Origin of the sequence: Pseudomonas sp. HPB0071 (genome assembly GCF_000478505.2) — a bacterium.
In the GTDB taxonomy this organism is placed as follows: domain Bacteria; phylum Pseudomonadota; class Gammaproteobacteria; order Pseudomonadales; family Pseudomonadaceae; genus Chryseomonas; species Chryseomonas luteola.
In genome coordinates, this window is the sequence record NZ_KI517367.1 from 2081284 (window position 1) to 2094614 (window position 13331).

The window sequence follows — 13331 nt, forward strand, 5'->3', positions numbered from 1 at the left end:
CCGTCGCGCGCGACTACGGCCTGGCTAAGCTCAGCTACCTTGCTGTCACGGTCAATAACGGCCTGGCTAAGCTCGGTTATCTGTCCGTCGCGCGCAACTACGGCCTGGCTAAGCTTTATAGCTTCTTCAGTTTTAAAGTTTACTACTTCCCTTAAATGGACAATTTGATCATTTCGCTCGGCTAGTTTTTGATGCCGTCCTCTGATGAGTTTAATTGCTTTTAAGGTGAGGTCAAATTGCTCCTCTGAAAATTTTTCACTTGCTTTAGGAGGATGAGTGTCATATCCAAAGATATCAAAATCTTTTGCATAGAGTTTGCAAATAAGCTCAGACGCTCTATCCGTAATAATTTCAGGTAAATAAGGTATTAAGCTTTCATTTGTGCGGCGGCCAGAAAATGGGCTTGGTGCGTATTCACCAAGCCTTTTGATTAAAGCCTTATTGAGCTCTTCTCTATCCTCAATGCGCACTAGCTTTGAATAATTGATTAAGTCAGGCCGGAGTAAGTCTGCTTGTGGAGTCCAGTGATAGTCCCAGTATGAGGGCGCTTCGTTATTAATTAAATGTTCAAGAAACTCCTCAAAAGCAATAGATATATCATTTAGTTCTTTAATTGGTCTATAAAAGAAATCGTACTTCAAGTAAGGTGATATTTGCAGCGGCTCTCTAAGTAATAATTTAGACTGCCAAGCAGAAAAAATTCTTTTGTATGGGTTTCTTACAACAGCGAATCGAAAATAAGAATCAGATAAGAGAGGCTCTGAAAGATCTTGCGCCGAAAGGCCTGTTACATTTGGAGCTACTTTATAAAAAGTGTCATGTATAGATAATTCTGGATCTGATTCGGAGCTTTCTATCTTTTCGTTTAGCTTCTTTGAATATCCTTCGAGAGTGGCAAACCACCATTTAAGAGAAGTGCACGCTGCTTTGGGTGTGGCAATATATAAAAGCTTGTGTTTTTCAGAAAGGTAGCTGTTCCACTTTAAATATTCTGTTAAATTTTTATCGTTGAAAATTGATAAGTTATTTTGCTTAGACATTTCTCTACCAATAGTTTATGATATTGTTTAAGTGTTTAAAAAATCATTGCATTTTGATGCCCATATACCGACAGTCTTTGCTTTGTCTAAATGGTGGTCAAATATGTCAGTATTTCTATAAAACTCGTGTACAGTGTTTTTAGAGCGATCTAATATTGCGTTTGTTATATCAAAATAGTGGAGGTCTAAACTACCAGCTAGCCTCTCTAAAGCGAAATTGTATCTCATGGTTAGATCGGTGCGATCTTTTATGCTTATATTGATTTCGCTTCGCTTGTTCGCTACTTCGCCCATATCTAAGCCGTCACGAATTGTGGGCAGGCTGGCCCCTGTTATACATATTTTATGAAAGCCAAACTTTAGTAAGTAATTTACAAAGCTGCTATATGCTTTTATAGATTCTTTAAATTGATTCTCAATGCTTTCTGAGTATTTTTTAGCTCGCCACCACATGACAAAGCCACAATCGACTTCACCCAATTGAATAAGAATGTAAGAATTTAAAGGTTGAGATATTAGCTTGCTTTTAAATATATTTATAGCGTCTGTTAACGAGTTTGGGTTTCGCAATCCTATAACCGTTGCACCAGGAACTATAGAAAAATTACTAGTTTCTATATTTAGAATATTAAGCTCAGCGGCAAACTCGAGGACCTCTAAATGAGAGTCACCAAGAGCAATTAAATGCTTTCCAGACACTTTAGCCTCTACTAATTTCTAAAGAGGGAATTTCTGCCATCAGATCAGCTGTTCCAAATGAGCCCGAATAGTCTGGGGGGAGAACCCTAAACATGATTGCGTCTAATATTCGATGTGGACATTCAGGCTCGTGAGCCGACCATATCCCTCCGCCCACAAAATAGATACCTGATAATAAGTTCATTGTAAAATAAAAGCTTATTTTAAAGGTACTACCAGACTTTATGTTTTCATAAAATTTGCCTTCTTCAGGGTATCTCTGGCCTGTAGCAACTGTTCCAGAAATTGTTTTTATGTGTATACCCCAAAATAGGCCTGAAAAATTATCATGAAACTCCCCTGAGACTTCAATCCTATAGGTTTCTCCGCGTTCAAGTATATTAACTTTATTATGTTTGGCGTCATATATATCAAAAGACTTTATTTCCGCGCCCTGAGTTGGATAAACAGTTGTTGTCTCAGGCACTAAGCCAGCGTCAAAAAATTCAGTACTAGATCTTGCAGTTTTTACCGAATTATCTGCTGTTAAAGAATTTGTAAGCTTATCTATGCTTTCTAAATCCCCTTCATTATCAGCTTTTTTATAACAGTTGATCAGCCTTTCATACTCAGAGGGTGGAGCATAAATTAGTTTCTGGTAGGAACGAACTATCTGAGGCGCGACCCCATACATTAGTCTAGAGCCTCCATCTATTAATAATGCTCTATCGCATAGTTCGATAATGCTGGAAGCTGAGTGTGATACAAAAAGAACTGATGTGCCTTTGCTTTTCAAATCTTCCAAGCGAGAAAAACATTTACGTTGGAACTTTTCATCCCCTACAGCAAGAGCTTCATCAACAATTAATATGTCGGGATCGATGGCAACTTGGACTGCAAAAGCCAAGCGTAACATCATGCCGCTGGAGTATTTTTTTACTGGCTGCTCAATAAAATTTCCAATGTCTGCAAAGCTGGCAATGTCATCGAAGCGGGCGTCTACTTCGCTAGTGCTTAGGCCTAATACTGCTGCGTTCATATAGACATTTTCTCGTCCAGTAAACTCAGGGTTAAAGCCGGACCCTAGCTCTAACAAAGCAGCTATTCTTCCTTTTGTTTCAACTGTCCCATGTGTAGGATTTAACGTTCCACAGATCAGCTGCAGCAAGGTTGACTTACCTCCCCCGTTGCGCCCTACGATTCCTACTGTTTCGCCTCTTTTTACTTCGAAGGAAACGTTATTTAAAGCCCAAAACTCACGGAAATATTGTTTTGGGTTTACTCCTAACATTTTCTGCAGGCGAGGAAGAATAAATTGTTTGAGTCGATCCCTAGGTTGATCATATATATGATAACACTTGCTCAAGTTATCTACTTTGATTGAAATTTCAGAGGACATCAGCGAAACCCTTACGTGTTTTTTGAAACCAAGCGAAGCCCAACCAAGCGATAATTGAGGTTGTTAACCAATATATCCCTAATAAGGTTAAGTTAGGTGTCTTTCCCCAGAACAAGATATCTCTAGTCTGCTCTATTACGGGTGTTAACGGATTTAGGTACAGTAGCGGACGTAGATCTTCTGAAAGAGCGGTAACAGGATAAAAAATAGGGGAAAGGAACATTAATACCATAGTAATGATGCCAATGAATTGAGAAAAGTCTCTTAAGTAAACTCCTAAAGAGGCAAGTGCCCAGCTTAGTCCCATGATGAACATCATAAATGGTATTAATATTAATGGAAGCCATAATATGGTGATATGGGGCGTCCCAAAGAAAATACAATATGCAGCTAGCCAAACAACTAAGCTGACAAGAGCATGAAACATTGCTGAGTTTAATATTATCAAGGGCAGTATTTCTAAAGGATAAACAACCTTTTTAACATAGTTAGCATTAGTTAAAATAAGGTTAGGAGCTCTGGTTATGCACTCGGCAAATATATTGAAAACAATAAGGCCCGAGAAAAGTACGAGAGCAAATTCGGTTTTGGAGCTACTTTCTACATTCCATCTAGCCTTAAAAACTATGCTAAAGACAAATGTATAAACTGCTAACATAAATAAAGGATTAAAAAGCGACCACAGGATGCCTAGGGCGGAGCCACGATAGCGGCCTAGAACCTCACGCTTCGTTGAAGCTTTAATGAGGTGTTTGTTCCCCCATAAGCTCCTTAAGATCTCAGCAGGGCCAGCAGGAAACACGCGCATAGAGAAAGACCTTTTTAGTTAAGCTTTTTCATAAGGCTAATAAAATTCGTATAGGTTTATCAAATTTTTTTTATTTTTGTCGATAGGTAGGCTGTTGCTAAGCTTTTACAGAGTAAATGCTTATTGATGCTTTAATCAGTCGTCTTTTTGTTCTAGATCGGCTTGATTTTTAGGATTTGGGCTATGCCTGCAGAAAGTCACTGTATAAGATTGGGGCCTAATGCGTCCGGATCTTGGTATGTGCTAGACCCAGTTAGGTTAGCTTATTATTAAATTAGGCTGAGCGTTAAAGGTTATTATAATAGCAAGATCAAAGATAAAATATTTCTGCGTACGCGGGTGTCATCGACTAGCTGTATTTTCAAAATATTTGTTAGGGCCTATTATATCGGGAATAAAATTTCCATTATTTGTCAGTTAATAGGCCAGAAATCTTTAGAATGCATGTTAATATGTTCAAGTAATTTTTTTGTGCATTCTGATATGCTGATTGCGCTGGTATCAAAGATAAAATCAGGAGAAACAGGTTTCTCATAAGGAGAGCTGATGCCGGTAAAGTTATCTAAAACTCCTTCTCTAGCTTTTTTATAAAGCCCTTTAACGTCTCTTTTTTCACAAACTTCCAAGCTGGTACTTATGTAAACTTCTCGGAATCGTGAAGGTTTTATTATCTCTCGTGCTAGATCTCTATCTTTTTGTAGGGGAGAAATAAACGCACTTATTACTATAAGGCCTGAGTCATTCATAAGGCGAGAGACCTCGGCGACGCGTCTTATATTTTCAGATCTATCGGTTCCAGTGAATCCAAGATCTTTGCATAGTCCATGTCTTAAGTTGTCGCCATCTAATACAAAAGCTAATTTATTTTGTGAAAGAAGTTCTTTTTCTAATTCAAATGCTATGGTGGACTTTCCTGACCCACTTAAGCCCGTGAGCCATAATGTTATAGGTTTTTGCCTTAGTATTCTTGCGCGCTGCTCGGGAATAACAAGGCTTTTTTGCCAAACGAGATTATTTTCTTTTTTCAATTTATATGCCTGTTAGATTGAAGATAAATATTAATGTTTTCCGGTGCTTTAATTTTTTCCTTCTAATTCATTTTTCATCCACTCAGCAGTTCTTTTTATACCATTCTTTAAATCAACCTTTGGAGACCATCCAAGCTCATGTTGAGCTAGACTGTTACCTAAAACGCTCACTGGTACGTCGAAAGGGCGTCTAGGTAAATAGGTGCAATCTATAGGCTTTCCTAGAACCTCTTCAATCAGGCCTATTAATTGATTTAGACTGATCCCTCTTCCTGAACTTATATTAAAAACCGACTTAGAACCATTGTAATGGACTATTTTTGCAAAGGCCTCCGCAACGTCTCCAACATAGAGATAGTCACGGGTAACTGTGCCGTCACCCCAAATATCCAGTTTTTTACCTTGTAGAGCCCTACTTAGAAATACCCCGACTGCACCTTGAGCAGTTTCGACACGCTGTCTTTCCCCAAAAGGATTAGTCACGCGCAGAATATGAGCTCGGATACCGTGCAGATACTCATACATCATTAGGTACTTTTCTATCGCAAGCTTCGTTATTCCATAAGAAACTAACGGTTCAGTGGGATGACGTTCATCAATAGGTAGGTAGTTTGGAGGCCCATAAACGGTCCCGCCGGAGGAAATAAATACAATGCGTTTTACTCTTTGAGCCACCATCGCATTGAGCATTTGTAGAGTAGCAACCAGGTTTGTTTGAACATCATAAATAGGATCATCGTTAGAGCTTTTAGGTAATGTCGTAGAAACTAAATGGTATACAATATCACTATCTTCAATAGCTTCACTAACATCATGGGTGCTCATAAGATCACCTGTCAGCCACTCGATTTTTTCTGCTGAAGTAAATTTGCGATAAGGCTGTACTCTTGGACGTTCAAATATTCTAATACTATGCCCATCTTTTAATAACCGATCTGCTATAGCGGATCCGATAAAACCACCACCACCAAAAATAACTATTTTCATCTGGTTACCCCTTCTACGTGAGTTACAGCACTATAGTGGTTGGTTGAAGAAACTACTAGTGGAAAAATTCTTTCCAGAGCATGTAAGATTGAGCCATCATAAGGTAACGGCTCTTCAGGATAGTCAGACCACTCGAGCTTTAAATCCCATAAGGGGCTAAGAGCATTAACACGGGCCCAAAACATTGTACCTATAGGAAAATTGAAGTTACTAGGTAAGTTTGAGAGTTTTAGGCTCTTCTTTAATAGCTCTGCATAACTTTTATTAGCACTCCAGCCAATAACATTTGGATCTTCAGGAAAAACTAAACCTAAAGCAGGCTCTTTCTTAAACTCACTGAGAATTATATCTATCATCTTTTTAGATTTGTCTCCTAAAAGATTTTCTTGTAAGAATAAAAGCCACATTTCTCCAATTTTATTATCTTTTATATTTGCGGTTTTTTTTGTATGTATATGACCTATTATCTCATATTTCTGAATATCCTCTCTAAAAGTGGTAAGCAGCGGTGCTATATCTCTTCCCTTGTTCGGGATGATTTTAATGGTATTTACATGGCCTTTGTATTTTGAGAGGAATTCGTCTACTAATTTGTATGCTTCTTCACTGTTCACACTTATATATAGGTCAGGCTTTGTATCGTTTTGATTTACTCTGTCTATGATATTAGGAAGCAGTTCAGGATAATGAGCATGTATATGCAGGGCAGCTTTAACGTGTATGGTTGTAGAGTTTTCTCTAGAGTAACAATCTATTGGAGTGATAACTTTATATGCCCATGGGCCTTTTGGGCTACCTGATCTTAAGTAATCCGCATACGGATCAGCATCCATATCTGACAATCCATGTTCCTCTAGATAGATCCCAGGATGAAAACCTGGCAACGGCTTCCTTTTACCAATACTACTTGCCCAAGCTCTTACATAGGTTCTTACTACATTATGTATAAATTTGGTGGCGTGTGGTGAATAAAAATTTGGATTCAAGTTGCCATGATTTAATATGGTTTCTACATCCTTTTGCTCTTGTTTAAATTTTTTCTCTGCTTTTTCTGCAATAAGCTCTAATTTATAAATGTATTGATCCATATTAAAATATTTTTTTGATGAATCCATGCATTTTTTTGAAACTTGCTGATATAGGCTTTCTGAATCTAAAAGCGACACCAGCTTTTTACTTAAATCTAATGTATCGAGATATTTAGCTACGCAAGTTTCCGAAAGGCTAACTTCTTTCATAAAGTCCGCAATTCCCGTAGCCTTGTCAAAACAGAGAACGGGCAGCCCTAATTGCAAAGCATCAATAGCTACATTAGGCAAAGGATCTAGTCTTGAAGTTACTAATAAAGCATCAGATAGTTTATACAATTCATCTAAGGGAGAAGTTTCTGGAATAATGGAAATCTTTCCAATCAAATTATGCCTTTTGATCTGATCTTCTAAGTACACAGAGTAATTTGTATCGTATTCTGGATCGTAACCCTTGCCGATCCAAATGAAGTGAAAATTCAATTTAGATGATTGGATTGTTTTTGCAGCACACTCTATAAATAGATCTACTCCTTTTCTAAGCTGTACTGTTCCAACACCTAGCACGATAAAGTTGTTTTCCGTCTTTTTCTCTCGAAAGAGATTTTTATATTTTAAATTATGGCGCTTTTTGATGTTTTCATCCTGAATGATAGGAGTAAGGCATTTTCCCTGTGGAATTATAGGATATGAGTGCTCATTTAAATCCTTATATGCTTCAATTACGCTTTCCTGGGTGAGCTTTGTTGAAAAAACACTTTCTCCTGCCCAAAACAATGCTTCCCTAAACGCTTGACTTGGTTTTGTATATGCAAAAAATTCATGCAATAGTATTACTGTAGGAATATATTTCCTAGCCAGCACTGGTAGTACAAATCTAGATTCAACGCTGTTTATTAAAGCATATTTTATGGCAGTTTTTTTTGTGACTTCTTCTATAGCTAGTTTGAAAGGGAGATCACTTTCTTTTAAAATCAGAGGTCCGATTACGACTGAGCTCTCTTCTTTGAAATTTTTAAATATGTATCCGTCATTCAAAAGGATCGTTATGATGTTATAACGGATTGACATTTTTTTTATTAGATTAAGAGTTAATATTGGGGCCCCTGTGAGAGAAGCCTCATGGCCCACAATCAATATCGTCTCTTTATCTGTAGCTATATTTTTTAGCTCAATTAAAAAATCTAGCGATATAGGCTTACCTATGCGCTTTTCTTGTATTCCAAATCTTAAATAATGTTCTGCTGGATGAATGCCAGCTAGTTTTACATCCGGATAGTGTTGTACATAAAAATTACTATTTAGATCTTTATATTTTCCCATAATATAAAGAATAAAATATGAAACGCTGCCTCTTATAGCCTTTGTTAGACTACTTCTTCCAATCATTTATAAGCTCGCTTTGTTAGGCTTCTTTAAGCTAAACAATATAACTATATTAAAATTTTAAGAAAGCATTGTTTCTAATGTAATAGCAGCGCACCTTTCTGATTTAAACTCTTATCCTCGTCTTAGCATTGCCCTCATCGCAGCCAGTGCGTCATTGCCCCGCGCCGCTTTGACTTCTACCGGAGCATCTTCCTGTCCTTCCCACTCTAGGTCTTCAGGTGGTAGTTCATCAAGGAAACGGCTCGGGGTGCAATCAATTACCTCGCCGTATTGCTTTCGCTTGGCGGCAAAGGTGAAGGCCAGCGTCTGGCGAGCGCGGGTAATACCTACATAGGCCAGACGGCGCTCTTCCTCCACGCTGTCCGTCTCGATGCTGGAGCGGTGCGGAAGGATTTCCTCTTCCATGCCCATGATGAACACGTAGGGAAACTCCAGACCCTTGGAGGCGTGCAGCGTCATCATCTGCACACCATCGGCGCCTTCCTCTTCTTCCTGCTGGCGTTCAAGCATGTCCCGCAGGACCAGCTTGGCGATGGCCTCTTCGATGGTCATGTCGCCGTCTTCGTCCTTTTCGAGCGTGTTCTTCAGCGCGTCGATCAGGAACCAGACGTTGCCCATGCGGAATTCGGCCACCTTGTCGCTGGAGGCGTTCTGGCGAATCCAATTCTCGTAGTCGATGTCCATGACCATGCTGCGCAACGCCATGATCGGATCGTTCTGAGCGCACTGCTGGCGCACGCCATCAATGAAGCGCTTGAAGCGGGCAAGGCGCTCGGTGTAGCGCGCATCCAAGTGCTCGGACAGCCCCATCTCGTCGGCTGCGGCATACATGGAGATCTGCCGCTGCGTGGCGTAGTTGCCAAGCTTTTCAAGCGTTGTCGAGCCGATCTCGCGGCGCGGTACGTTGATCACACGCAAAAAGGCGTTGTCATCGTCCGGGTTTACCAGCAGGCGGAAATAGGACATCAGGTCCTTTACCTCCTGACGGGAAAAGAAGCTCGTGCCGCCCGACAGCCGATACGGAATCTGATGGTGCTGGAGCTTGAGCTCCATCAGCTTGGCCTGGTGGTTGCCCCGGTAGAGGATGGCAAAGTCCGAGTATGGTCGTTGCGTCTTCAGGTGCAGGGTAAGGATTTCCAGCGCGATGCGCTCGGCCTCGGCATCCTCGTTGCGGCAGCGGATCACACGGATCGGATCACCATGACCCATCTCGCTCCACAGCTGCTTTTCGAATACGTGCGGGTTGTTGGCGATCAGGATATTTGCGCACTTGAGAATACGGCTGGTGGAGCGATAGTTCTGCTCCAGCATCACGACCTTGAGCGAAGGAAAGTCATCCTTGAGCTGCATGAGGTTTTCCGGCCGTGCCCCACGCCACGCATAAATGGACTGGTCATCGTCGCCCACCACGGTGAACTGCGCGCGATCCTGCACCAGAAGTTTGACCAGCAGGTACTGGCTCGCGTTGGTGTCCTGGTATTCGTCCACCAGCATGTAACGGATGCGGTTGCGCCACTTTTCCAGCACGTCTGGGTTGTCCTGGAAGAGCTTGACCGGCAGCAGGATCAGGTCGTCAAAGTCTACAGCGTTATAGGCCTTGAGCGTGCGCTGATAATGCAGGTACACCACAGCGGCCGTCTGCTCCTTGGGCGTACGGGCCTTGGCCAGCGCTTCCTCAGGCAGCACGAGGTCATTCTTCCAGTTGCCGATGTAGTTCTTGATCTCATCGGCGCCGTCGTCTCCGGAATACTCCTTCTGCATGATGTCCGTAAGCAGCGCCTTGATGTCGCCCTCATCGAAGATGGAGAAGCCCGGCTTGTAACCCAGCTTGGCGTATTCCTTGCGGATAATGTTCAGGCCCAGGTTGTGGAAGGTCGATACGGTCAGACCCTTGCCTTCCCCGCCACGCAACAGGCTGCTGACCCGCTCCTTCATCTCCCGCGCGGCCTTGTTGGTAAAGGTCACGGCACAAATGTACTGGGCGCGGATACCGCACTGCTGAATCAGGTAGGCGATCTTGCGGGTGATCACGCTGGTCTTGCCGGAACCGGCACCGGCCAGCACCAGGAGCGGCCCGCTGATGTAATTTACGGCTTCCTGTTGACGAGGATTCAATCGGGACATGGAGACATCGAGGGCTGGTGGAACAGGCGGCGCATTCTACCAGCGGTGATGGCACGATAGGGCACCGGTTGGCTGACGGTAATCATATAGCGCCGCAGCCTGGATCGAAGCACCTGACCCGTAGGCAAGGCGATACCCATCAAGGGGGGAGGCGTCTGATATATCCAGGCAGCACCAAGACGTATCAGCCGTCGTTCCGTTTAAGCACTACGGCACTCCTGGCACTTACAACTTAGCGTCCAATTGCCCGCAGTGCTCGCTCCTTGGAAATTGCCATCAGCGTAGGGGGCGAGTCTTGTATTTGAAGGTAAAGGAAATATCGGCCTTGCTTGTCATACAGGATGCGATGGACCTCGAACGGTTTTTGTTTAGGTCCAGTGCTGATGCCAGGGTAAAGCTTGTCTTGAAGAATTTCGAAGGTATGTACGTTATGTTGGCGCAGGACGTTGAGAAATAACGGATTGATATCTTTCGCCAGCTGTTTATTTTTTGATCTGTCGCCTTCACGAATTAACAAGAAACAGAACAGTGCCACCACCGCGCAGACAAGCAAAATAGCCATTTAGGTGTGACATCCTTGCCAGCTAGGCTAATGAGTAAGCGTTAGAGTAGAGCTGCATCTATCGCGTATGTTCAGCATTCTTACCAAAGTTGCATATTGTATTGCTTCTATAAGCGTAACGGGCGCTAGCCAGCGATGGATATCGTTACACTCCATCCATCTTACCGCGACGCTGCCATCCTTATAGGATGGGTTAAGCGAAGCGATACCCATCAAGGAAAAGGCATCCGGCATGGCCGTGCCAAGCGCCTCCTTCCAATCACGCCTGCACTCTATCAAGGTGCGGGTGCTATGAACCTCAGTCTTTTCGGATATCCCACCAATTCTGGATTCAATACGGGACTGTCCAGAAACACCGCCATGCTTGTCCCCACTACCTGGGCGGATTTCACCAGCAGCTCTTGCCCATCCCCCAGGCGAACGATTGCGCCGGGCTTGAAGCCCTTGCGGTTCATGGTGGTAACGGGAATGGAAAAGCCGGCTGCCTTTCGATACACGCCTTTGAGCCAGTCCTCGTTCGTAAGGTTATTGATACGCGTGCTGAACTCTTCCTGCGGCACGACCTTGGGCGGGACGGGATCGCCGCCATTGAGCCCAACCGTCAGCCGACGCGGATAACCTACGGTGCTGCCATCCAGCAGCGGACCCTCTACCCACACGGCCATGTTCTTGTCGCCAACCTGCACCTGCTTGACCGCCACAACCGCGCCCGTTGCCAAGAGCACCTTTGCTCCAGGCTTGAACGCATTCTGGTTAGTCTGCGTGGCCGGAATCGAAAAGCCTGCGGCCTTGCGATAGACCCCGTTCTGCCAGTCCTCATTAGTGAAGTCATTGATGGAGCTGGTAACAGAGGTGTTCACCTGACTGACGGCTACCGGCGTAGCGGTAGACGGCTCGGCAGCCAGCGCCGCATGGCTCCCCAAGGCTAAGGTCGTGAAGGCCAGCGCGTTCAGTAAGGGGCGGGAAAGGAGAGTAGGTAGTCTCATATTGTTTTAGGGTATGAGTGACGGAGCCCCTTTGAGTGCAAAAATGTGAAATAAATCGCTCTTGGCAAAAAAAATAATGGCCGTTTGCCAACGATGGGTAAACCAAGGTGTCGGCCATCTTTTGGGCACCGGTTCTTTTCAACGGGGCCGCTAATCGGTACACCGGATAAACCCGACCTTAACCTGGAGCGCCCACCCATGTTCTCTGGTTTTCAAAAAGCGCAGTGCCATGTCAACGGTATTGATATTGCCTACCGGATCGGGGGCAGTGGGCCGGGATTGCTCCTGCTGCATGGGCATCCGCAAACGCATATTATCTGGCGCAAGGTAGCGCCTATACTGGCTGAGCGATTCACCGTTGTGGCGGCGGACCTGCGTGGTTATGGCGATAGCGGCAAGCCGCCTGCTGACCCGCAGCACCTGACGTATGCCAAGCGCACTCTGGCGCAAGACAATATCGAGCTCATGCAAACGTTGGGCTTCGACACATTTGATCTGCTCGCCCATGACCGCGGCGCCCGAGTGGCCCACCGTCTGGCGATGGATCACCCCGCCGCGGTACGGCGAATGATCCTGCTCGACATCGCCCCTACGCTGGCTATGTACAACCAGACCGACGAAGCCTTTGCTCGCGCCTATTGGCACTGGTTTTTCCTGATCCGCCCGGCGCCGCTGCCAGAAACCCTTATCGACGCCGACCCGGATCTCTACCTGCGCAGCGTTATGGGCACTCGCAGCGCAGGCCTTGCACCGTTCATGGATGGCGCGTTTGAAGAGTATCTGCGCTGCCTCAAATTGCCCGGCACGGCCAGAGGCATCTGCGAAGACTACCGGGCTAGCGCCACGATTGACCTTGAGCACGACCGCGCCGATCGCGCCGCCAATCGAATGCTGACCATGCCCACCCTTGCACTCTGGGGCGCTAACGGCATCGTAGGCAAATGCTTTGACCCGCTCGCAGAATGGAAAAAGGTAGCGACCGATGTGCAGGGCAAGGCGCTACCCGGTGGGCATTACTTGCCGGAAGAAGTGCCGGAAGCGTTATTGGATGAGGTAACGGCGTTTTTATAGGCATGAATAAAAAGAAGGGTGTCGGCTCACTCGTCAGGCTGACTGTTTAAGTTTGCATACCTGCAACGCCTCGAGTGATTCGGGGCGTTGTCGTTTCCGGCCTTTATCTCGCAATTCGTGGCAGGTGGGATGCCGACGTAAGGTCAGGAATTGCCGCAAAGGCGCTACGGTCTAGTCATGACAGCCATCTGTGCTGCTCCTCGCTTGATGTTTCCCCCTCGTATTCCAAGG

Annotated in this window: 11 protein-coding genes; 1 reads left to right on the plus strand and 10 read right to left on the minus strand. The window is 44.5% G+C overall.

Annotated features, from left to right (window positions below; all coding sequences use genetic code 11):
* The 10 genes from HMPREF1487_RS09810 to HMPREF1487_RS09850 form a co-directional block, all read right to left on the minus strand.
* A partial coding sequence (locus tag HMPREF1487_RS09810; protein WP_010796482.1) for a sulfotransferase family protein occupies window positions 1–1040 on the minus strand: 1040 nt, incomplete at its 3' end.
* Between the two features lie 27 nt (window positions 1041–1067).
* Complete coding sequence (locus tag HMPREF1487_RS09815; protein WP_010796483.1) at window positions 1068–1739, minus strand: hypothetical protein; 672 nt, start codon at window positions 1737–1739, stop codon at window positions 1068–1070.
* A gap of 1 nt (window position 1740) precedes the next feature.
* Window positions 1741–3117 carry an ABC transporter ATP-binding protein gene (locus HMPREF1487_RS09820; protein ID WP_010796484.1) on the minus strand — a complete coding sequence of 459 codons (1377 nt, stop codon included), beginning with the start codon at window positions 3115–3117 and terminating at the stop codon, window positions 1741–1743.
* Entirely contained in the window at window positions 3107–3925 is an 819-nt protein-coding gene (locus HMPREF1487_RS09825) for an ABC transporter permease (protein WP_010796485.1), read from the minus strand. Before HMPREF1487_RS09825 ends, HMPREF1487_RS09820 begins: the two co-directional genes overlap by 11 nt.
* Window positions 3926–4338: 413 nt before the next feature.
* A complete protein-coding gene (cysC, locus tag HMPREF1487_RS26750) occupies window positions 4339–4953 on the minus strand; it encodes an adenylyl-sulfate kinase (protein ID WP_010796486.1) in 615 nt (204 codons plus the stop codon).
* A gap of 48 nt (window positions 4954–5001) precedes the next feature.
* Complete coding sequence (locus tag HMPREF1487_RS09830) at window positions 5002–5940, minus strand: NAD-dependent epimerase/dehydratase family protein (RefSeq protein WP_010796487.1); 939 nt, start codon at window positions 5938–5940, stop codon at window positions 5002–5004.
* Window positions 5937–8357, minus strand: coding sequence for a rhamnan synthesis F family protein (locus HMPREF1487_RS09835; protein WP_010796488.1), 2421 nt, complete (start codon window positions 8355–8357; stop codon window positions 5937–5939). The genes HMPREF1487_RS09830 and HMPREF1487_RS09835 overlap by 4 nt, the downstream gene beginning before the upstream one ends.
* Window positions 8358–8468: 111 nt before the next feature.
* Entirely contained in the window at window positions 8469–10481 is a 2013-nt protein-coding gene (gene rep / locus HMPREF1487_RS09840; RefSeq protein ID WP_010796489.1) for a DNA helicase Rep, read from the minus strand.
* Window positions 10482–10713: 232 nt separating this feature from the next.
* Window positions 10714–11043 carry a hypothetical protein gene (locus HMPREF1487_RS09845; RefSeq protein WP_010796490.1) on the minus strand — a complete coding sequence of 110 codons (330 nt, stop codon included), beginning with the start codon at window positions 11041–11043 and terminating at the stop codon, window positions 10714–10716.
* Window positions 11044–11318: 275 nt separating this feature from the next.
* Window positions 11319–12029: a hypothetical protein gene (locus tag HMPREF1487_RS09850; protein ID WP_010796491.1), complete on the minus strand. Its 711-nt coding sequence runs from the start codon at window positions 12027–12029 to the stop codon at window positions 11319–11321.
* A 198-nt stretch (window positions 12030–12227) separates the two neighbouring features.
* On the opposite strand from HMPREF1487_RS09850, the gene HMPREF1487_RS09855 reads away from it, so the two are divergent.
* Window positions 12228–13100 (plus strand): alpha/beta fold hydrolase, encoded by an 873-nt coding sequence (locus tag HMPREF1487_RS09855; protein WP_010796492.1) that lies wholly within the window; start codon window positions 12228–12230, stop codon window positions 13098–13100.
* Window positions 13101–13331 lie beyond the last annotated feature (231 nt).